The following is a 24,730-nucleotide window of genomic DNA, read 5'->3' as shown; positions in this document are numbered from 1 at the left end:
CGCCAGGGAATCACGGGGCCGGGCGCCCTTCCAAAAGTGTCCGCAGGTCGGGCCGCTGTCCGAGCGAGTCCGCAGGCCGGGCCGCTAGTCGAGCGAGCCGTCGACCGACGACAGCGGCACCGCGTAGAGCACCCGCCGGTCCGCCGCGCCGGTGAGGGTCCACAGCTCGCCGGTCCGCTGCCAGTAGGACAGCGACCCGGAGCCGAGGCTCCAGCAGGCGTGCGACTGGTCCGCGGTGCACGTGGCCGCCTGGGCGCCGTGCCCGCTCTGCCGCCACAGGGAGCCGTGCTGGGTACGGCTGTCGGAGGGCCGCGCGATGTACCACTGGGCGTCGCGGGTGCCGTCGGACCGGTGCGAGACGGCGCCGGAGATTCCGGAACCCCTGGTCGTGTAGGCCTCGACCGCGTTCACATGTCCCTGGGCGTCGGCGAGCAGCCCCGTGCGGTACGCGGCGGTGCTGAACGCGTACCGCCAGATGCGGGTCCGCTCCGGACGGTCGGCCGCGGCCTCCGTCGCGACCAGGCTGTCCGGGTTGGTCGTACGGTCCAGGGACAGCGAGCCGAAACAGGGGACCGCCCGGTCACGGCCGCGCGTACACGCGCCGCCCTCCGGGTCGTATGAGCCGATGGCGGGGAGTACGTACTGGTAGCCCGCGGCCGAGTAGCCGTGGCCCACCCGGCCCACGGCGCCGCTGTCCACGTCGGCCCGCAGCAGCCGGTGCAGGTCGAAGACGAGCAGGCCCTCGCCGTGCGCCGCGGTGACGATCAGCTTGTCCTGGTACCAGACCATGCCAGCGAGGCCCGAGTGGACCGCCGTGAAGTCCTTGCCGCCGGCGCGCGGGGCGACCAGCAGGACCCAGCGGTAGCTGAGGGCGTCGGGGTCCGTCGCGTCGACGAAGGCGATCTTGGCGAGGCTCTCGTCCCGGGTCGGCGCGGCCGCCTGCCCGTCGCGGTGCGTCCAGCCGGCCAGGATCACCTGGTGCGTGCCCCACAGGCCGTCGTCGGCGGCGTCACCGGACGTGGTCAGGGAACGCGGCTGCCACTGCCCGGTCCGCGCGTCGGCGTCGCCCCAGCAGTACGCACGCGTGGCCGTCGGCTGGACGGGCAGCGCGCCCCGCTCGTCCGTGGTGCAGTCGGCGGTGTTCCGCATCGAGCGGTCGGCGTCGCGCAGGACTCCGTCGACACCCACGTTGCCGCCCATGTTCCCGCTGAGCGTGTCGAGCGCGTCCCGGGAGGTGAGGTTCTCGTGGAGGCGCAGCTGCTGCCCGGCGGAGGTGGAGCGGAGCGCGGTGAGCCCGCCCGGACTGTTGGCGCCGGTGGCCTGCGAGGTGCTGATCAGGGTGGCGGCCGCGGTGAGCGCGAGCGCGGTTCCGGCCAGGGTGGCGCGCAGCGCCTGACCCCTTCTCCGACGACGATGCCTGCCGCGCTGCTTCATACGTCCTCCCGAGTAGGCCAACTGCCTCCCCCGCCGAGGGCGTTGACGGAGAGACGGGTGGGGTGGCCTGTGAAGTGGATGCTACGGCAGAGACCTCCGGGCCAGGACAAAGACCGCGGAAGACGCTCACGAAATACGCTCGCTCCGCCGTTTCCCCGGACTCAGGACGGCGTCGGTTCGGCCGCCGCCCGTGCTCCGAGCACCGCGGGCGCCGTCGAGTGCGGCAGCAGGTCCCGGGGGTCGCCGGGCAGCAGCACCTCGACCTCCACCTCCTCGCGGAAGCGGTACGGCCGGTGGTCGAGGAGCCCGATGAGCCGACGGCGTACGCGGGACAGCTCGGCGCGGACCGTGACCGTGCGGGTCGGATCGCCGAAGAGGTCGACCGCGAGCTGGGCGGCGCTGCGCCCCTGCCGGTGCACGGCGAGGACGTAGAGCAGCTCAGCGTGGCGCGGGCTCAGATCCTGCGCCCAACTGCCCGCCGTGCCCGAGACGGTGACGTGCGGCCGCCGGGGTTCGCCGAGGTCGAGGACCAACCGGCCGGCGCTCCCCGTGTCGTCGGCACCGGTGACGCGCAGCAGCCAGCCGCCGGGCATCGGCTCGGCCACGCACATGCCGAGAGAGGGCAGCCAGCTCCGGCCCGGGCCGAAGGAGTCGGGCAGCGGGACCCGGTCCACGGGCGGCATTCCGGTGACGGCGGCGAGCCAGCCGTGGGTGTCCACCACGAGGGCCGGGCCGGCCAGTCGGCAGAGCAGGGGAGCGGCCACCGCGCGCAGCCGCTCGATGGCTGTCAGATGTGTGGCGCGCAGTTCGCTTTCGGCCAGTCTGGACACCGAGTCGACCAGGGCGAGCGTCGCGGGATGAAAGGTGTTGTCCGGGCCGCTCACGTCGATGATCCCGAGCAGCCGCCCGTCGCGAGGGTCGTGGACGGGCGCGGCGGCGCACGTCCAGTCGTGCAGGGTGCGCACGAAGTGTTCGGCGGAGTGCACCTGGACGGGGGTGCCCGCCGACAGGGCGGTTCCGATGGCGTTGGTGCCGGTGGTGTCCTCGCTCCAGGCCGCGCCTTCCTCCAGGCAGATGGCGTCGGCCCGGCGCAGCACCCCCGGGTTGCCCTCACGCCACAGCACCCGGCCCTCGGGGTCGGTGACCACCATGATCTGCAGGGAGGCGTCGGCGACCGCCCCGAGTCCGCCGTGAAGGGTCGGCATCACCTTGGCGAGCGCGGTGGATGTCCGCCGGTGTTCGAGTTCGTCCGTCTGTAACAGGATGCTGTCCGTTCCCTGTTCGGGATCGACGCCGAAACGTTTCGCTCGCTGCCAGGACTGTCCGATCAGCGGACGCGGGGCGATCGGGCCACGTTCGCCCTTGACGGACGCGGCCCAGGTCTCCTTGAGGTGCCCGGCCGTTTCGGACGCGTCCGACGGGGCGAAACGGGCGGGGTTGAACGATGTGATCTTCACAGGGCACTCCCGGAACCAGGACCGCGTACGGGCAGCCGCGACACCGCCGTCATCCCACATCGTGCCTGCTCTCGGCCGGGTCCGCCGGACCTTCGCCCAACGTGCACAAAGGAATGCAACGGTCTGCAACTCTCGCCAACGGTCACAAGGTTCCCTGAAACTGACAGCGACGCCGCCTGTGCGGTGTCCGAGCTCCTGAACGGGGCCAGCGACGGGGGTGGTGCCGTGTCGGCGCGGCACCACCCCCGCGTCAGCGCCTCCTTCAGGACACCGGCCGGGCCCGCTCCACCACCGTGGCCAGATCCAGACTGTGCGGCAGCGTGCCGAACGCCGTACCCCAGTCACCACCCAGGCGGGAGGCGCAGAACGCGTCGGCGACCTCCGGGGGCGCGTACCGGACGAGCAGCGAACCCTGGAGCACCAGCGCGATCCGTTCGACCAGGCGGCGGGCACGCGCCTCGATGCCGTCCAGGTCGGCGAGTTCCGTCAGCAGGTTCTTGATGGCCCCGTCCAGCCGGTGGTCGGCGCCGCGGGCCCGGCCCACCTCCCGCAGATACGCGTCCAGGGCCCCCGGCTCCCGCTGCAGCGCGCGCAGGACATCCAGCGCCTGCACATTACCGGCGCCCTCCCAGATGGAGTTGAGCGGCGACTCCCGCAGCAGCCGCGGCATGCCCGACTCCTCGACGTAGCCGTTGCCGCCCAGGCACTCCAGCGCCTCCACCGCTACCGGCGTACACCGCTTGGTCACCCAGTACTTGGCGGCCGGCACCGCGAGCCGCAAGAACGCCCGCTCCTGCTCGCTCCCGTCGTCGTACGCCGCGGCCAGCCGCATCGCCAGGGTGGTCGCCGCCTCCGACTCCAGCGCCAGATCGGCGAGGACGTTGCGCATCAGCGGCTTGTCGAGCAGCCGGCCGCCGAAGGCCTCACGGTAGGTGGAATGGTGGATCGCCTGCGCGACGGCCTGCCGCATCAGCGAGGCCGAACCGAGCACACAGTCCAGCCGGGTCGCCGCCACCATCTCGATGATGGTGCGCACCCCGCGCCCCTCGTCGCCCACCCGGCGCGCCCAGGTCCCGTCGAACTCGACCTCGCTCGACGCGTTGGACCGGTTGCCGAGCTTGTCCTTGAGTCGCTGGATACGGAAGACGTTCCGGGTGCCGTCCTCCAGGACGCGCGGCACCAGGAAGCAGGTCAGTCCGCCCGGGGCCTGCGCCAGCACGAGGAAACCGTCCGACATCGGTGCCGAGCAGAACCACTTGTGCCCGGTCAGCGCGTACGTCCCGTCCTCGGCGAGGGGCCGTGCCTCGGTCGTGTTGGCGCGTACGTCGCTGCCGCCCTGCTTCTCCGTCATGCCCATACCGAAGAGCACGCCGGCCTTCTGGGACGCGGGCCGCAGTTCCTGGTCGTAGACCGTGGACGTCAGGCGCGGCTCCCACTCGGCGGCGAGCGCCGGGTCGGTGCGCAGCGCGGGCACCGCCGCGTGGGTCATCGACAGCGGGCAGCCGTTGCCCGCCTCGGCCTGCGTCCAGATCACGAAGCCCGCCGCGCGCCGGAGGTGCCCGCCGGGACGGCTCCAGGCCGAGGTCAGCCCGGCCGACACGCCCTTGCCGAGGAGGCGGTGCCAGGACGGGTGGAAGTCGACCTCGTCGATCCGGTTGCCGTAGCGGTCGTGGGTGCGCAGCTTCGGCGGGTTCTCGTTGGCCAGCGCACCCCACTCCTGGACCTGGGCGGAACCGGTCGTCCGGCCGAGCGCCGACAGTTCCTCGCGCGCCTCCTTGAGAAGCTCTGGATCGAGATGCCGGTCGACCGCCTCGACGAGGGCCCGGTCGGCGGCGAAAACGTCATATCCCACCAGGGGCGGAGCCTGGTTGGTCACTGTGTGGGTGCTGGCTGCCATACCGCTACCGTAAGGACGTGCACCAGGCAAAAGAAACCTCTGAACGGCCTCGCCCCGGCCGCATTCACCGTGCTCGCGCGCTCTACAGGAACGTTTCCAAGCGCAGGACCGCCTGGCTGCTGATCAAGGACACCGTCAACTCGTGCATGGAGTACCGGATCCTGGGACTGGCGGCCGAGGCCGCCTTCTTCACGCTCCTGTCCGTGCCGCCGCTGCTGCTGAGTATGGTCGGGCTGCTCGGATACGTGGACGCCTGGACCGGCGCCGACACCATCGCCAGCGTGGAGTCCAACATCCTGGACGCGTCCCGCAGGGTGCTGACGCAGAAGGGCGTGCACCAGATCGCCGAGCCGATCCTGCACGACGTGATGAAGGGCGGCCGGCCCGACATCATCTCCCTCGGCTTCCTGTTCGCCCTGTGGTCGGGCTCGCGCGCGGTCAACGTCTTCGTCGACACCATCACCGTGATGTACGGCCTCGACGGCACCAGGGGCATCGTGAAGACGCGGGTGATGTCGTTCCTGCTGTTCATCGTGGCCCTGCTGATCGGATCCGTCCTGCTCCCGCTGATGGTGGCGGGCCCGGACGCCGTCGTGCACGTCGTGCCGTGGTCGACGACCGTCGTGCAGATCCTCTACTGGCCGGTCGTCATCGTCCTGTCGGTGGCCTTCCTGACGACGCTCTACCACGTGTCCGTCCCCGTCCGTTCCCCGTGGGTCGAGGACGTGCCGGGCGCCCTGGTGGCCCTGGCCATGTGGGTGCTCGGCAGCTTCCTGCTCCGCATCTATCTGACCAACGCCATCGAGGGCCCCAGCATCTACGGCTCGCTCGCCGCGCCGGTGGCCGTCCTGCTGTGGATCGGTGTCGCCGCCTTCGCCGTCCTGGTGGGCGCAGCCGTCAACGCCGCCATCGACCGGGTCTGGCCGGCCGCGGCCACCGCCGCGGCCCGTGCCGCCAACGAGCGGCTGCGCGAGGCCCAGGCCGCCGAGTACGTGGCCCGCGTCGCCTCGCACCGTTCCTACGACGCCGATCCCGACGACCCCGACATGCCCTCGGAGTTCCCGGAACGCTGGTCGCGCTTCCTGCCCCCGGAGGACGTGACGTCCCGCCTGCGCACACACGCCAAGAACCCCCATCACACCCCCCGCGCCCACAAGAACGGCGAGGAGCACCCTCCGCAGGAGTGAGCCCGTCGCGCACGGCCGGCCGTGCGTTCCCTCGGCAGAGGGGTGAGCGCTGCCGGGCCGAGGGCTGCCGGACGCCGTCCGAGAGCCGAGGGACCACCGGCCGGAAGATCCGCCCGACGCCGTCCGGGAGGGCCTCCACGGCCTTCCGGACCCTCGCCGCGGAGATGGTGCGCGACGAGCCCGGCCAGGAGGTGGTCCTCGACCGGTTCCTCGACCTGCTGATGATCACCGCCTCGCCCGCCTGGTTCTCCCGGCCCGAGGTCGCAGCTCCCCCCTGGTACCCGGCCCTCGGGGACCCGGTCGTGGGCCGCGTGCTCCGGCTCCCCCCCAGGACGACCCGGCCCATCCCTGGACGGGCGTCGCGCTCGCTACGGAGGCCCGCGTGTCGCGCGCCGCCCGCGCCAGGCGCTTCGCCGGACTCGTCGGGGAGCCCCCGATGACACAGCTGACCGGCCGGCGCCTCGCCCTCGCCGCCGACCGGCTCCGGGAGAGCGGCGACACGCTCGAAACGATCGCCCGCCGTGCGGTCCCCGGCAGCGCCTTCGCGCCGGCGGGCGCCTTCAAACGGTGTACGACGTCAGCCCGCAGGAGTACCGGGTTCGCCCGGCGTAGCCTGGCGTGCATGTACGCGGAACGGGCGTCCCGGCTGAGGGGCGCGGTCGTGTGGTGCCGCGACCTGCCCGGTCCCGCGCCCGGCGGGGGCGACTCCCGAGACGAGTCCGGGGGCGCTCGGGGAGCCGTCCTTCCCGACGGCTGCATGGATCTGCTGTGGACCGAGGGACGGTTGCTCGTCGCCGGTCCTGACACACGGCCCTTCGTTCCGGACGAGGTGCCCGGCGGCTGGGCGGGCGTCCGTTTCTTCCCCGGCACCGCGCCCGCGTACCTGGGTGTACCGGCGCACGAGCTCCGTGACCAGCGCGTGGAGTTGACCGAACTGTGGCCCGCCTCCGAGGTGCGCCGTCTCACCGCGCGGATCGATGCGGCCGCCGACCCCGTGGACGCGCTCGAAGAGGTCGCGCTGCTCCGGGCGGCCGATGCCGAACCCCCCGATCCGCTGCTCCGGGAGGTGGTGGCCGCCCTGGACGCGGGCCGCCCGGTCGCCGAGACGGCCGACGAACTCGGCCTGGGCGCAAGGCAGTTGCACCGCCGTTCGCTCGCCGCGTTCGGCTACGGCCCCAAGACCCTGGCCCGCGTCCTGCGACTGCAACGGGCGCTCGGCCTCGCCCGCGACGGCGTGCCCTTCGCGGAGACCGCCCTCCGGGCCGGGTTCGCTGACCAGGCCCATCTGGCGCGAGACGTGCGGGAGTTGGCGGGGGCGACGCTCGGTGAACTGGTCGGTCACCGGTAGGGAGCCGGACTTCGGGGGAGCCGGACTTCGGAAGGGAGCCGGACTACTGTGCCGGGTTCTGCTCCCCGGGCAGCCGGGCGAACAGGTCGACGCCGTTGCCGTCCGGGTCGTGCACGACGGCGTACCGCATGCCCCAGAAGGCGTCCCAGGGCTTGAGCTCGCCGTGGTGTCCGGCGCCGACGAGCTCCTCGTACACGGAATCCACCTCGGCGGGGCTGTCGCAGAGGAACGCGAGCGACACTCTGCCGCCGCCGCTCGGGGGCCGCCACCCGGCGTGGAACGACCGGATGGTGTCCTCCGTGTCCAGCGCGAGGCGCAGCCCGCCGGGCAGCTCGGCCTCTACGTGCGGCTCGTTCTCGGCGCCCTCGGGGAAGACGAGCCCGAGACGGCGGTAGAAGGCGAGGGAGGCGGCCATGTCGGAGACCGCCAGGCCGATCACATCGAATCTTGGAGTCATACGGTCACCGTAGGCGGGGACCGGCTGGCCGGTCTTGAACGAATCGGACACCCCTCGCACCCACCTTGTCAGCCCGGCACCACCTCGTCAGCCCTGGCCTGCCCCGGCCCGGCCTGCCCCGTTTCGGCCCGCCTGCCTTGCCGCGCACGCATCGGCCAGTCGGCCGTGCCCGGCATTCCTCGGCCTGCCTGCCCCGTTTCGGCCTGTCGGCGGTGCCCCGAATTTTCCGGCCCACCTGCCCAGTTTCGGCCCCGGCCTGCCCGTCCCGGCCGCGCCGCTTGCCCGGCGGGGCCGCCTGCCCGGCCCGGCCACCCTGCCTGGTTTTGTTCGCCCCGCACGTCCTGCCTCGACCCGCCCGCCCGCCCTGCCCGGCTGCCTGCCCCCCGCCCGTCCGGTGGCCTCGCGCCGTACCGCCCGGAGCAGGGGCCGTCCTAGGCTCCGGGCATGGTCTTTCGCGTTCTCGTGTACACCCGTACGACCGGCTACCGGCACGACTCCATTCCGGCCGCCGTCGCCGCCGTGCGCGCCCTCGGTGACGAGCACGGCTTCGCGGCCGACGCCTCCGAGGATCCAGCGGTCTTCGAGGCGCCCCTCGACCCGTACGCGGCCGTCGTCTTCCTGTCGACGAGCGGCGAGGTGCTGACGCCGACGGGCCGCGACCGGCTCGCGGCCCACGTCGAGGGCGGCGGCGGCTTCGTCGGGGTGCACGCCGCCGCCTGCACCGAGTACGAGTGGCCCCACTACGGCGAACTGCTCGGCGCCCGCTTCGACCGGCACCCGGACCTCCAGCCGGGCAGGGTCCTCGTCGAGGACCACGGGCACCCAGCCACCCGGCACCTGCCGCCCGTCTGGGAGTTCACGGACGAGTGGTACGACTTCCGCTCCAGCCCCCGAGGTTCGGTGCGCGTGCTCGCCTCCGCCGACGAATCCTCCTACGAGGGCGGAGGAATGGGCGACGACCACCCCCTGGCGTGGTGCCGGGAACAGGGCGCGGGCCGGGTCTTCTACACCGCGCTCGGGCATGCCGCGCGGGCGTACGAGGACCCGGACTTCCGCGGACACCTGCTCGGCGGCATCCTCTGGGCGGCGCGAAGGCCCTCGGACGCCGGTTCGGACTCGGCGCGCTGACTCGCCCGCACAGGGGTACGGGCCGGTTCGGGCCCGGCGCGCGCCGAGCCGTGCCGACCCGCACCGACCTTGCCGCACGGCGATATCGGCCGAACGGGGGACATCCGCAGGAATACCGGGAAGTGATGTGGTGCTCTGATCTTTACGACTCGCGACGGTGAGGAGCTGGTCCCGGATGGCGGTGGACACGATGGATCCGGTGGCCGGGACGAGGGACCCGGTGGTCGCAACCCCGTACGGGGCGGTGCGCGGCCGGTACGAGAACGGGATCGCGGTCTTCCGGGGCATCCCGTACGCAGCCCCGCCCTGCGGCGCCCGCCGCTTCCGCCCGCCCGTGCCCCCCGAGCCCTGGGACGGGGTCCGGGACGCCGGCGCGTTCGGGCCGACGCCGCCGAAGCCGCCGTACTCCGAAGCCTTCGCCCGGCTCCTCGCCGACCCCGTCGTGCCCGGCGACGACTGCCTCAACCTGAACGTGTGGACCCCTGCGCCGGGCCCCGGCGCCCGGCTCCCCGTCATGGTGTGGATCCACGGCGGAGCCCTGACCCGCGGCTCCTCGGCCGTTCCCGTGTACGACGGGCGTGCCTTCGCCCGTGACGGCGTGGTCTTCGTGTCCGTCAACTACCGCCTGGGTGTGGAGGGTTACGGCCTCTTTCCGGACGCGCCCGCCAACCCCGGGCTGCGCGACCAACTCGCCGCGTTGGAGTGGGTACGGGAGTCCGTCGCCCGGTTCGGCGGCGACCCCGACCGGGTGACCGTCTTCGGCGAGTCCGCCGGAGCCATCAGCATCGGCGCGCTGCTCGCGAGCCCGCCCGCCCAGGGACTGTTCCACCGGGCGGTCCTGCAGAGCGGGCCGCCCGAGGCGAGTGACCGCGACAAGGTGCGCCGGATGGTGCGCAGGATGGCCACCCGGCTGAAGATCCCCGCGACGGCGGAGGCGTTCGCCGCCGTCGACCGCGACCTGCTCCTGCGCACCCAGGCCGATGTGGGCAGACTCAGCAGCCCGGTGCTCGGTGGCCCCGCCTTCGGCATCGTCGTCGACGGCGACCTCGTGCCGCGCGACCCGCTGGAGGCCCTCGTCGAGGGCGCCGCGCCGGACGTCGGCCTCCTGCTCGGCTGGACCCGTGACGAGTACCGGCTGTGGCTCGTACCGGGCGGGCTCCTGGAACGCGTCGACCGGCTCGGTCCGGTCGCCCTGGCCGGTGCAATGGCCCGCTGCCACTGCGGCCACGAGGTGCCACGCGGCTACCGCGCCATCCACCCGGAAGGAGGCACCGCCGATCTCGTGGGCCAGATGATCACCGACCATCTCCTACGGGTCCCGCTGCACCGCCTCGCCGAGGCGCGCAGTGGCCGGCCCACCGCGTCCCTCGACGCGGACGTCCCCGGCGGGGGACGGGCCTCCGCGCACGTCTACGAGTTCGCCTGGCCGTCCAACGTGCCCGGCCTAGGTGCCTGTCACGCCCTGGAGCTGGGCTTCGTCTTCGACACCGCGGGCACCCCGGAGTCGGCGAAGCTCGCGGGCGAGGGCGCCCCGCAGGAGCTGGCGGACGCCATGCACGGCGCGTGGGTGCGGTTCGCGGTCGACGGCGACCCGGGGTGGGCCGCCTGGGACGACTCGCACCCGGTCCGGATCTTCGGCGCCGGTGACCCGCACACCGTGCACGGTCCGCGAGACCGCGAACTCGCCCTGTGGGAAGCCGAATCGGCCAGAGCGGCGGCCAGGCCCGCGACGAGCCCCGCGGCCAAGCCTGCCGACAAGTCCTTGGTCAAGCCCGCAACCAAGCCCGCGGACGATCCGGCCGGTTCGGTGGCGGGAGCGCCCACGTCGCTCCCGCCCGTCGAGCCCTCCGCGCGCATCACGACGCCGCTGTCGGCCGTACGACGCTTCCGCCGCTCGGGCGGCGCGGAGCGGCCCTGGGATCGGCCCTGAAGTCGGCCGTGAGATCGGTCCGGAGATCGGCCGTGAGAGCGGTCATGACTCGGCCGTGGTCTCTCCGGTGCGAACCGGGGTGTCGCGCAGGCGCTCGGGGGTGCCGCGCCGGCCTACGCGGCGGGCCGCAGCGCCGCCGTGATCCCCGTGATCGCCTCCGGGCCCACCCGGCAGCACCCGCCGATCAGCCGGGCCCCCGCCCGTTCCCACTCGCCCACCTGCGCGGCCGTGAACGTGGAGCCGCCGGTCCAGGCGCGGGCCCGGGAGTCCCAGGCCTCGCCGCTGTTCGGATAGACCACGACCGGCTTTCCGGTCACCCGCGTGGCCGTGGCGACCGCCGCGTCGGCATCCTCGGGGGCGCAGCAGTTGACCCCGACCGCGACGATCTCGTCCGCCTCGGCGGCCAGGGCGAAGGCCTCCTCCAGCGGCTGCCCGGCCCGCGTACGGTCGCCGGCCACGCTGTACGACAGCCACACCGGTACGCCGAGCCCGCGCACCCCCCGCAGCAGCGCCCGGGCCTCGTCCGTGTCCGGGACCGTCTCCAGGGCCAGCACATCGGGCGCGGCGGCGGCCAGCACCTCCAGGCGAGGCCGGTGGAACCGTTCCAGTTCCGCGACGCTCAGTCCGTACCGCCCCCGGTACTCGGAACCGTCCGCGAGCATCGCTCCGTACGGGCCCACCGACGCGGCGACCCACAAGGGCCGCGCGACGCCCTTCGCGTGCGCGCGCCGAGTGGCCTCGCGCGCCAGCTCGACGCTCAGGCCGAGCAGTTCGGCCACCCGCTCGTGCGGGATGCCGTGCCGCGCGAATCCCTCGAACGTCGCCTGGTAGCTGGAGGTGATCGCCACGTCCGCGCCCGCCTCGTAGTACGCGAGATGCGCATCGACGATCGCCTCGGGCCGGTCAGTGAGCAGCCGCGCGGACCACAGCGCGTCACTCAGGTCGTGTCCGGCCGCTTCGAGCTGGTTGGACATGCCTCCGTCCAGTACGACCGTGCCGGAGGACAGTGCGGCGGCGAAGGTGAGGGCGTTGTCGCTGGCCATGTCCTGACGCTAGCCGAAACGGGGTGCCACGCCCGGCCCCGTCCACTTGCTGAGCGGCCGTCCCGCGCAATGAGATGCAGGCGGCCTGCCCGGCTGCCCGGCGCCGCTCGTGGCACCGGAGCCGCGACAACGCTCGGTCCGGCGATCCACAGGTCCGTCGATCCACAGGTCGGTCGATCCACAGGTCCGTCGGTCCGTCGGTCCGCGAGGCCTGATCCGGACGGCTCCCGGCCGCCTCCGGCCCGGCCCCTGGCAGGATCAGGCGACATGGAATTCTCCGAGGTGGTCCGTCGCCGGCGCATGATCCGGCACTACTCCGACAAACCGCTGGCCCCCGAGGCGGTGGAGAGAATCCTCGCCTCCGCGCTGCGGGCCCCGTCTGCCGGCTTCTCCCAGGGCTGGGCGTTCCTGGCGCTCACCGACCCCGCCGACCGCGCCCGGTTCTGGCCATTCGTCCCCACCCGCACCGAGCAGACGCCGACCATGCAGGACGCCCCGCTGGTCGTCGTGCCGCTCGCCCACAGAGCGGCCTATCTGGAGCGCTACGCCGAACCCGACAAGGGCTGGGAGGACCGCGCGGAGGCCCGCTGGCCCGCCCCGTACTGGTACATCGACACGGGGATGGCCGCCCTCATGATGCTGCTCAGCACGGTGGACGAAGGACTCGACGCCTGCTTCTTCGGAATCATGCCCGAGCATCTGGAGCCCTTCCGCGCCGAGTTCGGGGTCCCCGACGAGTACGCGCCGATCGGCGGCATCACGGTCGGCCACCGGGCGGACGACGTTCCCCCGCAGGGCTTCCGTATCGCGGAACGCCGGCGTGGGGCCGCCGAGGTCGTCCACCGGGGGCACTGGGGCCTGCACAGCTGACGGGACTGCGGATCACCGCGGTCGAACTCTGTCCCTCGCCGGCGTCTCACATCGCGAACGCCGTGTCCCGCGCGGCCTTGTCCCAGGCCGCGATCTCCGCGCGCTGGGCGTCCAGGTGACCGAGGACGGCGTCCACCCCGTCGCCGCCGAGCGGCAGTCGCAGCGGAGTGCGGGCGTCGGCGAGGGCGGCCAGAACCACGGCCACGGCCTTCGCGGGGTCGCCGGGCTGGTCTCCGTCCCCGGCGGCCACGGCCCGCCGGGTCGGGCCGACCGTGTCCGCGTAGTCGGTGATCTCCTCGCTCGTGCCGGCCGCTCCCATCAGGTTCGTACGGAACGCTCCCGGCTCGACGATCAGCACCTTGACGCCGAGCGGCCCGACCTCGGCCGCCAGCGCGTCGGAGAAGCCCTCCAGCGCGAATTTCGTGGCGCAGTACGCGGAGAATCCCGGGTACGTCATCTGCCCGCCCATGCTGCTCATCTGGACGATCGTCCCCGAGCGCCGCTCCCGCATGTGCGGCAGCACGGCCCGTACCAGTGCGGCGGGCCCGAAGAAGTGCAGCTCGAAAAGGGACCGCAGTTCCGCGTCCGTGGTCTCCTCGGCGGCGCCGACATGGGTGCGGCCCGCGTTGTTGACCAGCACGTCGATCCGACCGTGCCGCTCGACGACATCGGCCACGACGGAGTCGATGCCCGCCGGGTCCGTCACGTCGAGGGCGAGCGCCTCCACCTGGTCGGGGTGAGCCGCCACCAGATCGGCCAGCGCCTCGGGCCTGCGGGCCGTGGCCACCACGACGTCGCCCCGCCCGACCGCTGCCTCGGTGAACGCCCGGCCGAAACCGCTGCTCGCACCCGTGACCAGCCACACCTTGCTCATGTCCGACTCCCTCAACCGTTCCTTCGTACGGGCGTCCCGCTTCCGACGAGTCGAGCCTCGCCCCGCGCCCACTCGCCTGTCCAAGACCCTTCGTGATAACCCATGGTTATGGTCATGGACGTTCACGGGCGGGACCTGCGCTACTTCGTCGCCGTCGCCGAGGAACTGCACTTCACACACGCCGCCGAGCGCCTCTTCATCTCGCAGCCCGCCCTCAGCAAACAGATCCGCATGCTGGAACGGCAGTTGGGCGCCGATCTGTTCGAACGGGACCACCAGGGCGTGCGGTTGACCGTCGTGGGTGCCGCGCTGCTGCCGCATGCGCGCCGGGTGCTCGACGAGTGGGCCGCCGCGGCAGAGGCCGTGGAGCGGGCCAAGGCCGATCAACTGGCCACCCTGGTCGTCGGCATGAGCACGAGCCCGGGGCGGGGCGGTCTGCTGCCGGCCATCCGGTCCCGGTTCGGTGAGGCGTGTCCGGCCGCCAGGATCGAACTGCGGCAGGTGAGCTGGGCGGACTCCAGCGCCGGACTCGCGGACAGTTCGGTGGATGTCGCATTCGTGTGGCTGCCGTTGCCGGAAGAGGAGCGCTACGCGTGGGTGGTGGTGGCCGAGGAGCCGCGCCATGTCGCACTGCCGGACACGCACCCCCTCGCGGACCGTGCGGAGATCGACTTCGCGGACCTCCTCGACGAACCGTTCATCGCCATCCCCGAGTCCGCCGGTGTGCTGCGCGCGTACTGGCTCGCCCTGGACGACCGCGCCGGGCGCCCGCCTCGGATCGGCGCCGAGGCCGCGAGCGCCGACGAGACCTACGAAGCCCTGGTGGACGGCCGGGGTGTCTGCCTGCTCGCCGCCGGGAACGCGCCGCTGCTCACCCGGGGCGGTGTCGTGACCCGCCCGGTGCTCGGCATCGCGCCGAGCAGACTGGCGCTCGCCTGGCGCGCGGACGACCGGCGCCCACTGGTCCGGGCCTACGCCGAAGCGAGCCGTCTCGCCTCGGGGCACCACCCGGGCCGGCCCACGAGCCCCACCCCGAAGGACCAGTCCCGTCCGCCCCGTTGACCTCGCCGTAGTACGCGCTTACTTTTTCGGCGGCAGCGTTCGTAATCGCAGATAATGTTCGGCATACCGGACGGACGGTCACCGCATGAGCCGCATGAGCCGCATGAGCCGCATGAGCCGCATGAGCCGCATGAGCTATACGAGCCGCGTGAGCGGTACGAGCAACGTGAGACGCGTGTACGCCCTCCTTGTCGCCCTCTGCCTGGCGGTCGCCGGTGGACTCCTCGCCGCCGGGCCCGCCCAGGCAGCGCCCCAGACCATCATCAACGGCACCCGGTTCACTGACACTTCGGGAGCCGCGGTGCACGCGCACGGCGGCGGGGTCGTCAAGGTGGGCACCTACTACTACTGGTTCGGTGAGAACCGCAACGCCGACAACACCTTCAAGTACGTCGACGCCTACCGCTCCACCGACCTGAAGAACTGGGAGTTCCGCAACCACGTCCTGACCCGGTCGAGCGCCGCCGAGCTGGGCACGGCCTATATCGAGCGGCCCAAGGTGATGTACAACGCGTCCACCGGCAAGTTCGTCATGTGGATGCACAAGGAGAACGGCGTCGACTACAGCGAGGCGCGGGCCGCCGTCGCCGTCTCGGACACGGTGGACGGCACCTACTCGTACCAGGGCAGCTTCCAGCCGCTCGGCCAGTACATGTCCCGTGACATCACGACCTTCGTCGACACCGACGGCACCGGCTACATGGTCTCCGCCGCCCGCGAGAACTACGACCTCCAGATCTACCGGCTCACCGCCGACTACACCGGCATCGCGGCCCTGGTCGCCGACCCCTGGCACGGCGGACACCGTGAGGCACCCGCGCTGTTCAAGCGGGGCGGCGTCTACTTCATGCTGACCTCGGCCGCCACCCGCTGGAGCCCCAACCAGCAGCAGTACGCCACCGCCACGTCGCTCGCCGGCCCCTGGACCGCGATGACGAACGTCGGCGACTCCGCGGCGTACGGCTCGCAGACCGCGTACGTCCTTCCCGTGCAGGGGACTTCGGGCACCTCGTACCTCTACATGGGCGACCGCTGGGGCGACTCCTTCGGCGGCACCGTCGACGACTCCCGGTACGTCTGGCTGCCGGTCGCCTTCCCGACGACGACCACGATGTCCCTGTCCTGGTCCCCGGAGATCACGGTCGACACGACCACCGGGACCATCGGTGGGACGAGCGCCACCTACGAGTCCCTGACGGCCCGTCACTCCGCCAAGTGCGCGGACGTGCCCAACCAGTCGCTGTGGCAGGGGGTCGCGCTCGCCCAGTACACCTGCAACGGCGGAGCGAACCAGAGGTTCTGGTTCAAGTCCCTGGGCAGCGGCTACTACGAGCTGATGGGCCGGGGCAGTTCCCTGTGCCTGACCGAGAACGCCACCGGCGTCACCCAGGAGAGCTGCGCCGGCGCCACCACCCAGCAGTGGTCGGTGACGGCTTCCGGCAGCTATGTGCTTCTCAAGGCCAGGGCGTCCGGCGAGTGCCTGGACGTGTCCGGCGCGTCCACCGCCAACTCGGCACCCCTCATCACGTACACCTGCAACGCGGGCACCAATCAGCAGTGGACACGCGGCACTTGAGTTCCCGCATCACCGACACCGGCTTCATGCCAGCAGGTCCAGCGCGTCGACCGACGTGCCGGCGCTGAGATACGACGTGGTCCCCGAACCGCTCACCACGTCGATCTTCAGCACGTTGTACTGGCTGGTGTCGGTGAGCCAGGCACTGGCCGGGACGCTGTACGTGAACGTGTTGTTGTTGCCACGATACGAACCGACCGTCAGGGAACGGGTGCTCGGCTGGGTGGGCGGTGAAGGGATCGCCGACACCCAGCTGTTGACCGTGACCTGCGGTCGGCCGTTCGCGTAGGCGGTGGTCACCCCGATCCGCAGGGTGTGCGCGGCGGCGGCCTGCGCGGCCGTCAGCGTAGACGTTGTTCTCACCGCTGCGGGCCGCGTAGTAGTGCTTGAGCGTGCCGTAGGCGACGGACACAAGGATCGTCCTGCCGGACTGCGTGATCGTCGCGGTGGAGGTGCCGAGGCCGGACTCGACGTGCGAGTTCTTGCCGCCGTAGCCCTGGTACTCGGTGCCCTTTTGAAGTGCTCTCCCGGCTGAAGCCGGGAGATTCCTGCTTACCTTGCGGCAGCGGGCTTGACGCCACGGGTGCGCCTGACGACTGCCCTCCCGGCAGCTGGGACGAGCGCGAGGCCCGTCCGGTACAGGTACAAGACGTTCCGGGCCGCGTTGTGGTCGGCGTTGCCCGACCAGCCGCAGTTCGGGTTCTTGCACACGAACACGGCCTGGCTCTCCCGGCTCCCGGGCGTGATGAAACCGCATGCGGAGCATCGCCGGGATGTGTTGGGGGCCGGTACCTGATGGAGGGTGCCGCCATGCCTGGCGGTCTTGTAGGTCAGCATGGTGACCGTGCAGCCCCACGCTTCGCCGCTGATGGAGCGGTTCAAACCGGACTTCTGGGCCACGTTCTTTCCCGGCTCCTCGACGGTGCCCCTGGCGGACTTGACCATGTTCGTGATGGCGAGTGCTTCGACCACGACGGTGCCGTACTGCCTGGCGATGACGGTGGTCGTACGGTGCTGCCAGTCCAGGGCCCGGCGCTTGGCTTTCGCGCGAAGTCCCGCGATCTGGTCGTAGGTGCGGTGCAGCCGGCGGCTGGTGCGCTCGCCGGGCCTGCGGTGCCGCTTACGCTGCGCGGCGCACTGCTCTAGGTGCAGGAGCCTGGCCTTCTCCTTGGCGGTCAGCCACTCGCCGTGCTCGTAGGTTTCGCCGTCGGAGAGGGCGATGGGCACGTTGATCCCGACGTCGATACCGACTTCGGGGCCGGTGTGGGGTTCGGGCTTGATCTCAAGGGTCTGGACGCGGAAGGCGATGTGCCATCCGAGCGCGTCTTTGACCAGCCGGGCCCCCGTGATCCGGTTCTCCGCGCCTGCGTGCTTGCCTACCGGCAGGTCCTTGGTCCAACGGAAACGGACCCGGCCCACCTTGGGAATACTGGCCATGCCCCAGCGTCGGTGCACGCGGACGATGTTCAGGTCCCGGCCCTGCGGAACGTCCACCGACATCACCGACCGCAACCGGCCCTTGAAGTTCGGTGCGTCTGCCCGCCCGTCCCAGCAGTTCTTCCATGCCTGGAAGTACGTCTTGAGGACCGCTTGCGCGGCCTGGGCGGGGAGGACTGCGAGGAAGTCGATGTCTTTGCGGGCTTGTCGGATCGCGGCGTCCGCGTTCGCGAGCGTCCGCTTCTCCTTCGGCATCATCTGCCACCACGCGTGCAGACAGTTCCACATCGTGCGGGCGGCGTGCGCCTGGTCGTCTGTCTTCAGCACCTCCGCAGGCGACAGCGCAAGCCGGGCACGGTGCCCGAACTGCCGCTTCGCCAGACCGCGCTCACTCACGGTAGCTACTCTACTACAGTTGGTTTATGTCGCCGCGCTGGAATCCGAATCCTGACGTACGCACCGGACGTCACGTCGTCTACAACCTGCACGTTCACTTGGTTTTTGTCACGAAGTACCGGCGGAAGGCATTCACCGACGCCATGCTGACCCGCACCGAAGAGATCATGCGGGAGGTCTGCGCCGACTTCGAGGCCGAGCTGAAACAGTTCAACGGCGAACAGGACCACGTCCACCTGCTCGTGCACTACCCGCCCAAAGTCCAGCTCTCCAAGCTGGTCAACTCCCTCAAGGGCGTCAGCTCGCGCAGACTCCGCCAGGAGTACGACACGCATGTCCGCCGGTACCTGTGGGGCGGACACTTCTGGTCCGGCTCCTACTTCGCCGGATCATGCGGCGGCGCACCGCTCACCGTCGTCCGCCAGTACATGGAGAACCAGCAGCGACCCGCCTGACCGTCACCACCCAGCCGCAGAGAACTCCGGCGCTTCGCGCCTCCGTACCAAGGATGCGCCTCACCCCCGCCCTAAAGGACGGAGCACTGCGCAAGATCAGAGGTAGACCAGCGAGGTCAGGTCGCCGTTGGTCTTGCTCACCTTGAGGACGAGGTTCGCGCCGGTGTCGACGACGTAGTTCGAACCGTCGTCGCTCCAGCCGGAGGCCGCGGCGGACGCGGCGATCGCCAGCGGCCCGGCGAGGGCGGTGGTGCCGGCGACGGCGGCGCCGCCGAGCACGAAGGCGCGGCGTCGGACCGGCCGGTTCAGGGATCCGGACATGGGGGTGCCTCCTTCGGGGTGGGGAGGTGGGGGGTGGGGGTGCGGGTGTTTCGCAGAGTGACAGTCGAACCGCGATCGCGAAAGAGCTTTCGCCAGTCGGAAGTTGGCAGTTGTGTGAAATTCGGCCGACCTCTAGTAAGCGCTTGCCCATGAGCGGTACCGTCCTGCCGCCAGGTCCTGCCGCTCTCTCGCTCGCCCCGCTCTGTCGCTTGCCCCGCTCTCTTCCTCGCCGCGCAGTTCCGTCGTCGCAGTCCCGTCTGTAGTCCTGCCGTCCCACCGTCGTCCGTCGTCCCGTTGGAGGAGCCGCACATGAGACGTCTCACCATCGCCGTGCCGCTGCTGGCGGTGGCCGCCGCCGGTGTGCTGTCGGCCGGCCCGGCCCAGGCCCGCCCGGGGCGCCCCGTCCTGGGCGCGGAGAACTGCACGGCGACCGCCTGCCACTTCGACGTCCCGCCGGGCACGTACGACGTCAGGGTGCTGCTCGGCGGCGCCACCGCGGCCAGTACGTCCATCAGCGGCGAGACCCGCCGCTCCCTGCTCCCCGAGACCGTCACCGAGGCCGGCCGGCCCGTGGCGCGCGGCTTCACCGTGAACGTCCGTACCCCCGAGGGCGAGCCGACCGGCCCCGAGGGCACTCCGGGCCTGGATCTCGTCTTCGGCGGTTCGGCGCCCGCCCTGGCCGACATCCGGGTGACCCCGGCCGCCCTCCGGGGATTCGGCTCCGCCCGGCCGGGGGACGGCCGTACACGCACCCGGCAGATCTTCCTGGTCGGCGACTCGACCGTCTGCGACCAGCCCGGCGACCCGTACTCCGGCTGGGGCCAGCAACTGCCGCAGTACTTCAGGAAGGGTCTCTCCGTCGCCAACTACGCCGATTCCGGGGAGAGTACGGTCACCTACCTCGCCGACCCGGCGCTCTTCCCGACCGTCCAGCCGCTGATCCGCCCGCACGACCTGGTGCTCATCCAGCTCGCCCACAACGACAAGACGACCGACGAGGCGACGTACCGTACGAACCTCGAGACGCTGGTCGCGGGCGTCCGCGCGCGGGGCGGCGAACCCGTCCTCGTCACGCCGATCGTCCGCCGCTGGTTCAACGCGGACGGCACCCTGAACAACGGCACCGCGCTGCTGGTGAACGGCCTGGGCGTGGATCATCCGGCCGTCATCCGCTCGGTCGCCGCCGCCGAGAACGTGCCGCTCATCGACCTCACGGCGAAGACCAAGGCCCTCGTCGAATCACTCGGCGTCGAGGGCTCGAAGGCGATCTACCTCTACAACGAGAAGCGCGACAACACCCACACCTCGGTGCACGGCGCCACGGTGTACGCGGCCCTGGTCCGCGACGAACTCCTCGCCCTGCATCTGGTGCCGAAGGGCCTGGTGAGGGTGGGATGAGCACCTGGGGCGTCCCGACCGGAACCGGGGCGCCCCAGGTATCCCTCACCCCGGAGGCCCGACGTGCCGAGACGCCCAGTGTGCCCGGACGCCGGGCACGCGAGACGCCGGGCACAGCCCGGACAGGAGGCCCCTGTGATGCCCGCCGACCCTTCCGAGGACCGCTCCCTGAGCCCGTACACCGGCTGCACGCGCGCCCATTGGGAGGCGGTCGCCGATTCCCTGCTCGCCGCGGTCGCTCCGTACGCCACCGGCGACGGAGCCCTCTACCACTTCCCCGGACGGCACACGAGCACGTCCGGCAGGCTCTCCGACGGCCTGGAGGGCTACGCCCGTACGCTGCTGCTGGCCGGCTTCCGCCGTGACGAGAAGGTCCTGGAGCGGTACGCGGAGGGCCTCGCCGCCGGAACGGCCGGCGTCTGGCCCCGGGTCGAGGACCGCGGCCAGCCGCTCGTCGAGGCCGCGTCGATCGCGCTCGCGCTGCGGCTGACCCGGCCGCTGCTGTGGGACCGCCTGGACGACGGCGTACGGCAGCGGGCCGCAGAGTGGCTCGGCGACGCGCTGACGGCCGAACCCTGGGCCGGCAACTGGGAGTTGTTCCCGGTGACGGTCGGTGGCTTCCTCCAGGAGATCGGATACGAACCCGAGGCGTCACGCGCCGCGATCGACCGCGGCCTGGAGCACATCGAGCAGTGGTATCTCGGCGACGGCTGGTACACCGACGGCCACGGGCGCAAGTTCGACTACTACAACGGCTGGGCGATGCACCTCTACCCGGTGCTGCACGCGTGGCTGGCGGACGACACCCGGCTGCTCGACCTGTACGCCGGCCGACTGGAGGCCCATCTCGCCGACTACGCCCGCCTGTTCGGCGGCGACGGCGCGCCGATGCTCCAAGGCCGGTCGCTCACCTACCGCTTCGCGACCACCGCCCCCCTGTGGCTGGGCGCGCTCACCGGTCGCACACCTTTGTCCCCGGGCGAGACCCGCCGCCTCGCCTCGGGTGCCCTGCGCTACTTCCTCGACCGGGGCGCGGTGGACGACAACGGCCTCCTCACGCTCGGTTGGCGCGGCCCCGACGAGGCGTTCCTGCAGCACTATTCCGGCCCCGCCTCGCCGTACTGGGCGGCCAAGGCCTTCGTCGGTCTGCTGCTGCCCCCGGACCACGAGGTGTGGACCGCCAGGGAGGAACCGGGCCCGGCGGAACGCGCCGACGCCGTCACCCAGATCGGTCCGCCCAACTGGCTTCTCCAGTCGACGAGTTCGGACGGCCTGGTCCGCCTCCACAACCATGGCAGCGAGGACGTCCGCTACGACCCCTTCTACACGCGGCTCGCCTACTCGACGGTGACGGAGCCCTCGCCGTCGTACGACAACAGCGTGATCGTCGGTTCGGACGCGAGCCGCACGGGGATCGAGCCCTTGGGGGTCGGGGAAGGCTGGGCGGCGTCCCGGCACACCGTGACGGAGGGCGTCGGGGTCGCCTCCCTCGTGGTCGCGCGGGGTGCCGTGGAGGTGCGAGCCCATCTGGTGTCGGGCGCGGCCCCCGGGACGCCGGTACGGGTCACGGGCTGGGCCGCGCAGGACGGCGCGCGCTCCGAACTCCTGCCCGTGCACGGCCTGTCGGGAGCGGGCGAGGGCGTCACCCGTGACGCCGCATCCCTCTTCGTCGTCCTCGTCCGCCTGACCGCCGAGCCGGCCCCCCTCCCGCTCACGGAACTGGTGTCCGTACGGGTGGCGGCGCCCGAGGACGGGAGACCGGGAGCGTACGACTTGACGGTGACCTGGACCGAGGGGGAAACGGCGGGCTTCCGCTTCGAGGTTCCGGCGGCCTCATCGGTTTCGATGGTCTCGACGGTTCTGCCCGTCGGGAAGGTGGGGCCTCGGGTCCCTCGGTGATGGCGCGACGACGAGTCAGGGGAGATGGGGCCCCGAGTGGCAACGGCACATCGGGGACTCCCTAGAGTTCGGAATGAGGCGGAAAGGGATCCGCCGGGGGAGGGGGAACGTGCCATGAGCGGGTCGGACGAAGGTCGGGTCCAGGGCGGCAGAGGACCGGTCGGCGCGGAGCAGATGATCGCGGAGGCGCGGAAGGCCTTCTTCGTAATGTTCGGATTCCTCGTGATCGTCTGGCTGGTACAACTGGCCAACTACGCCGACGGCTACGCACTCTCGCGGGACTACGGGGTGGTGTCCGGCGACTTCGGTACGTTGCCCGACATCCTCAGCGCGCCCTTCCTGCACTGGAGTTGGGCGCACATCGAGAGCAACTCCGGACCGCTGTTCGTCTTCGGATTCCTCGCCGCCTACCGGGGTGTGGTCCGCTTCCTCGGGCTGAGTCTGCTCGTGGCGGTGAGCAGTGGGCTCGTGGTGTGGTTCTTCGAACGAGGCAGCGTGGACACCGTGGGTGCCAGCGGTCTGATCTTCGGCTACTTCGGCTATGTCGTGGTCCGCGGGATCTTCGACCGGCACCTGATCGACACGCTGATCGGTGTCGTCATGGCGGCGTCCTTCGCCTATTTGCTCACCGTCGCCGTACCCGGGACACCGGGGGTGAGCTGGCTCGGCCACCTCGGAGGCCTGATCGGCGGCCTGGCAGGCGCCTGGCTCTTCCGGGACCGCCACCCACGCACCCTCCCGCCCACCCACTCCGACGCCGGCAAGGGGGTCGCCCCTCCCCGCGCCCCAGGAGCAGCCGCCGACAACCCGCGCGCGGACCTGCACAAGGAACTGGGCGATCTGGGGCTGCTCTAGGGCCTGTCCGACAATTCCCGCCGGGCCCGCGGCGCCGCGGTTCGCACCGCCTGCCGATGCGTGTCCTCGGGATGCCAGGGCCAGGACGTGCGCGGGGGCGTGTGCCGGGGCGTGCGAAATAGCTCTGCTCCTCACCTTCACCACCCGATCTCCCGTGCGCCGTCTGGCTCCCCACCAGGCTTCTTCACGCCCTTCCGTCACTCTTCCGAACCCGTAACCGGCCCCGCGACAATGGTTGCTCGTGCCGTCGCCGCACGCAGCGGTGGCCGCGTTTGCTCCGCGCCGGGGGAAGGCGGCGGGCAGGCGCACGGCAAGAGGGCGGCCCGACGGCCGTCGAGGCAAGAAGCGGCAATGAGCCGCCGGGGGGCAACAAAACCATGTCCGATCACGGGACCACCGCCACCGATTTTCCGGTCTCAGGGGCGAGGGCCTCGACAGGCCCCACACGCAGCGACGGAAACCACCGCCGGGGCAGACCCGACAACGGTGGGCGACGTGCGCGCGGCGTCCACCGGCGACGCCTGGTCTCGCAGGGAGCGGCCCCGCTTCTGGAGACAGCCGTCATTCTGCCCGCTCGCAACGAGGAGGCCGGCGTACTGCCGGCACTGGAATCACTGGCCGCGCAAAGCACACCACCGGACCTGATCGTCGTCGTGGTCAACAACTCGTCCGACGGGACCGAGGCAATCGCCCGCGAGTTCGCCGAGCGCCCCGGAGTGCCGCGCACGGTCGTCTTCAATCTGCCGGACAACCCGCACAAGAAGGCGGGCGCCCTCAACCACGCCATCGGCTGGCTGCACCGTTCATCGGGCGGACTCGCCGCGGCGGCGAAGTACCTGCTGGTCATGGACGCGGACACCAGCCTGCATCCGAAGTTCCTGGAACGGGCACGCAACGTCATGGCCTCCGACCGGCGCGTCGGCGGACTCAGCGCCACCTGCCTGGGCCGTACCGGGCTGTGGAAGAACCTCTGGCAGCGCTACCTGCTGGGGATGCAGATCATGGAGTACGGCCGCTACGCGCGGGGTCGCTACCGCTTCGGGATCCACAGCATGTCGGGCGCCGGCTCCTTCTACCGCACCGAAGCATTGTTGAGCATTCTGCGCTGGCGCGGCGAGGTGTTCTGGGAGGACCACGCCAACCTCGTGGAGGACTACGAGACGACGCTCGCGCTGAAGGAGGCGGGCTGGAAGGTGACGGCCAACCAGCACTGCATCGCCTACACCGACCTGATGCCCACCCTGCGCGAGCTGATCGGCCAGCGGGAGCGCTGGGGGCGCGGGACCGTCGACACCCTGCGCCGCCGGGGCTGGACCAAGTACACCTGGTTCTCCATCACCAACATGGTGCTCGGCTTCGCCGGGTTCATCTACACGCTGTGCTGGCTGGCCACCTGGACCGGCGTGATCGCGAGCACGGGTTTCGCCCTGGATCCGGTCTGGCTGTGTCTGGTCGCCTTCTGGATCGTCTACGCCGCCTTCCGCACCCGGCACCTCGGCTGGAAGGGAGTCCTGGTCGACGTGCTGATGCTGCCGGGACTCGTGTTCTCCATCGTGCGCGCCTACTGGTTCCTCTCCTCGGTCGTGAAGTCGTACGCCACGCGCGTCTCCGCCTGGAAGTGACCTCGGCCGTCACACAGCAGGAACTCACCAACCCACCCGACCCACTTGACCCACCCGAACCGCCTGAACCACCGGATCCGATGT

19 protein-coding genes and 4 pseudogenes are annotated in these 24,730 nt (G+C 71.4%); 13 read left to right on the top strand and 10 right to left on the bottom strand.

What is annotated here, in order from left to right; genetic code table 11:
• Nucleotides 1-84: 84 nt before the first annotated feature.
• From ACFYR3_RS07600 to ACFYR3_RS07590, 3 genes are all read right to left on the bottom strand, one after another.
• The gene (locus tag ACFYR3_RS07600; protein WP_389281960.1) at nucleotides 85-1,434 is read right to left on the bottom strand and encodes a hypothetical protein; all 1,350 of its coding nucleotides are present in this window, start codon (nucleotides 1,432-1,434) and stop codon (nucleotides 85-87) included.
• A gap of 161 nt (nucleotides 1,435-1,595) precedes the next feature.
• On the bottom strand, nucleotides 1,596-2,891 hold the full coding sequence (locus tag ACFYR3_RS07595; protein WP_389281958.1) for a GAF domain-containing protein: 1,296 nt from the start codon (nucleotides 2,889-2,891) through the stop codon (nucleotides 1,596-1,598).
• Nucleotides 2,892-3,153: 262 nt separating this feature from the next.
• Nucleotides 3,154-4,788 (bottom strand): acyl-CoA dehydrogenase family protein, encoded by a 1,635-nt coding sequence (locus ACFYR3_RS07590; RefSeq protein ID WP_389281956.1) that lies wholly within the window; start codon nucleotides 4,786-4,788, stop codon nucleotides 3,154-3,156.
• 17 nt (nucleotides 4,789-4,805) lie between these two features.
• Between ACFYR3_RS07590 and ACFYR3_RS07585 the strand changes: the two genes are divergently transcribed.
• The 3 genes and pseudogenes from ACFYR3_RS07585 (at nucleotide 4,806) to ACFYR3_RS07575 (ending at nucleotide 7,323) form a co-directional block, all read left to right on the top strand.
• Complete coding sequence (locus ACFYR3_RS07585) at nucleotides 4,806-5,975, top strand: YihY/virulence factor BrkB family protein (protein ID WP_355840081.1); 1,170 nt, start codon at nucleotides 4,806-4,808, stop codon at nucleotides 5,973-5,975.
• Nucleotides 5,976-6,127: 152 nt separating this feature from the next.
• A pseudogene (locus ACFYR3_RS07580) lies at nucleotides 6,128-6,587 on the top strand (helix-turn-helix domain-containing protein); the annotation flags it as partial.
• Nucleotides 6,588-6,597: 10 nt separating this feature from the next.
• Nucleotides 6,598-7,323 (top strand): helix-turn-helix transcriptional regulator, encoded by a 726-nt coding sequence (locus ACFYR3_RS07575; RefSeq protein ID WP_355840340.1) that lies wholly within the window; start codon nucleotides 6,598-6,600, stop codon nucleotides 7,321-7,323.
• Between the two features lie 43 nt (nucleotides 7,324-7,366).
• Here the strand turns inward: ACFYR3_RS07575 and ACFYR3_RS07570 are convergent, their stop codons facing one another.
• Nucleotides 7,367-7,780 (bottom strand): VOC family protein, encoded by a 414-nt coding sequence (locus tag ACFYR3_RS07570; protein WP_355840082.1) that lies wholly within the window; start codon nucleotides 7,778-7,780, stop codon nucleotides 7,367-7,369.
• A gap of 444 nt (nucleotides 7,781-8,224) precedes the next feature.
• On the opposite strand from ACFYR3_RS07570, the gene ACFYR3_RS07565 reads away from it, so the two are divergent.
• A complete protein-coding gene (locus tag ACFYR3_RS07565; protein ID WP_356782590.1) occupies nucleotides 8,225-8,908 on the top strand; it encodes a ThuA domain-containing protein in 684 nt (227 codons plus the stop codon).
• A 175-nt stretch (nucleotides 8,909-9,083) separates the two neighbouring features.
• Nucleotides 9,084-10,838: a carboxylesterase family protein gene (locus ACFYR3_RS07560; protein WP_355840084.1), complete on the top strand. Its 1,755-nt coding sequence runs from the start codon at nucleotides 9,084-9,086 to the stop codon at nucleotides 10,836-10,838.
• Between the two features lie 113 nt (nucleotides 10,839-10,951).
• Here the strand turns inward: ACFYR3_RS07560 and mmuM are convergent, their stop codons facing one another.
• Nucleotides 10,952-11,881, bottom strand: coding sequence for a homocysteine S-methyltransferase (gene mmuM / locus ACFYR3_RS07555; RefSeq protein ID WP_389281953.1), 930 nt, complete (start codon nucleotides 11,879-11,881; stop codon nucleotides 10,952-10,954).
• A gap of 267 nt (nucleotides 11,882-12,148) precedes the next feature.
• Here mmuM and ACFYR3_RS07550 point away from each other — a divergent pair, with 267 nt between their 5' ends.
• Complete coding sequence (locus tag ACFYR3_RS07550) at nucleotides 12,149-12,751, top strand: nitroreductase family protein (protein WP_355840086.1); 603 nt, start codon at nucleotides 12,149-12,151, stop codon at nucleotides 12,749-12,751.
• Nucleotides 12,752-12,797: 46 nt separating this feature from the next.
• On the opposite strand, the gene ACFYR3_RS07545 is transcribed toward ACFYR3_RS07550, so the two are convergent.
• On the bottom strand, nucleotides 12,798-13,625 hold the full coding sequence (locus ACFYR3_RS07545; protein WP_355840087.1) for an oxidoreductase: 828 nt from the start codon (nucleotides 13,623-13,625) through the stop codon (nucleotides 12,798-12,800).
• 108 nt (nucleotides 13,626-13,733) lie between these two features.
• On the opposite strand from ACFYR3_RS07545, the gene ACFYR3_RS07540 reads away from it, so the two are divergent.
• Together ACFYR3_RS07540 and ACFYR3_RS07535 are read left to right on the top strand one after the other, a co-directional pair.
• Complete coding sequence (locus tag ACFYR3_RS07540) at nucleotides 13,734-14,687, top strand: LysR family transcriptional regulator (protein WP_355840088.1); 954 nt, start codon at nucleotides 13,734-13,736, stop codon at nucleotides 14,685-14,687.
• 166 nt (nucleotides 14,688-14,853) lie between these two features.
• A complete protein-coding gene (locus ACFYR3_RS07535; protein ID WP_389282037.1) occupies nucleotides 14,854-16,263 on the top strand; it encodes an RICIN domain-containing protein in 1,410 nt (469 codons plus the stop codon).
• A gap of 24 nt (nucleotides 16,264-16,287) precedes the next feature.
• Here ACFYR3_RS07535 and ACFYR3_RS07530 read toward each other — a convergent pair.
• The 3 genes and pseudogenes from ACFYR3_RS07530 to ACFYR3_RS07520 form a co-directional block, all read right to left on the bottom strand.
• Nucleotides 16,288-16,608: pseudogene (locus tag ACFYR3_RS07530) on the bottom strand (polysaccharide lyase family protein); the annotation flags it as partial.
• 61 nt (nucleotides 16,609-16,669) lie between these two features.
• Nucleotides 16,670-16,717: pseudogene (locus ACFYR3_RS07525) on the bottom strand (hypothetical protein); the annotation flags it as partial.
• Nucleotides 16,718-16,815: 98 nt separating this feature from the next.
• The gene (locus ACFYR3_RS07520) at nucleotides 16,816-18,096 is read right to left on the bottom strand and encodes an RNA-guided endonuclease InsQ/TnpB family protein (RefSeq protein WP_389281950.1); all 1,281 of its coding nucleotides are present in this window, start codon (nucleotides 18,094-18,096) and stop codon (nucleotides 16,816-16,818) included.
• Nucleotides 18,097-18,122: 26 nt separating this feature from the next.
• On the opposite strand from ACFYR3_RS07520, the gene tnpA reads away from it, so the two are divergent.
• Nucleotides 18,123-18,551, top strand: a complete 429-nt coding sequence (gene tnpA / locus ACFYR3_RS07515; RefSeq protein WP_355840090.1) for an IS200/IS605 family transposase — start codon at nucleotides 18,123-18,125, stop codon at nucleotides 18,549-18,551.
• A gap of 102 nt (nucleotides 18,552-18,653) precedes the next feature.
• Here the strand turns inward: tnpA and ACFYR3_RS07510 are convergent.
• Nucleotides 18,654-18,872, bottom strand: a pseudogene (locus tag ACFYR3_RS07510) (rhamnogalacturonan lyase B N-terminal domain-containing protein); the annotation flags it as partial.
• A 309-nt stretch (nucleotides 18,873-19,181) separates the two neighbouring features.
• Here ACFYR3_RS07510 and ACFYR3_RS07505 point away from each other — a divergent pair.
• The 4 genes from ACFYR3_RS07505 to ACFYR3_RS07490 all read left to right on the top strand — a co-directional run bounded on the left by ACFYR3_RS07505 (nucleotide 19,182) and on the right by ACFYR3_RS07490 (nucleotide 24,646).
• Complete coding sequence (locus ACFYR3_RS07505) at nucleotides 19,182-20,270, top strand: rhamnogalacturonan acetylesterase (RefSeq protein ID WP_355840091.1); 1,089 nt, start codon at nucleotides 19,182-19,184, stop codon at nucleotides 20,268-20,270.
• Between the two features lie 138 nt (nucleotides 20,271-20,408).
• The gene (locus tag ACFYR3_RS07500; RefSeq protein ID WP_389281948.1) at nucleotides 20,409-22,169 is read left to right on the top strand and encodes a DUF2264 domain-containing protein; all 1,761 of its coding nucleotides are present in this window, start codon (nucleotides 20,409-20,411) and stop codon (nucleotides 22,167-22,169) included.
• Nucleotides 22,170-22,283: 114 nt separating this feature from the next.
• Complete coding sequence (locus tag ACFYR3_RS07495; RefSeq protein WP_355840093.1) at nucleotides 22,284-23,024, top strand: rhomboid family intramembrane serine protease; 741 nt, start codon at nucleotides 22,284-22,286, stop codon at nucleotides 23,022-23,024.
• Between the two features lie 377 nt (nucleotides 23,025-23,401).
• Nucleotides 23,402-24,646, top strand: a complete 1,245-nt coding sequence (locus ACFYR3_RS07490) for a glycosyltransferase family 2 protein (RefSeq protein ID WP_355840094.1) — start codon at nucleotides 23,402-23,404, stop codon at nucleotides 24,644-24,646.
• Nucleotides 24,647-24,730 lie beyond the last annotated feature (84 nt).

The organism is Streptomyces sp. NPDC005784 (genome assembly GCF_042871525.1).
Taxonomy (GTDB): Bacteria; Actinomycetota; Actinomycetes; order Streptomycetales; family Streptomycetaceae; genus Streptomyces.
Note: the sequence above shows the minus strand (reverse complement) of the source record. Positions and strands in the feature narration are given on the sequence as shown.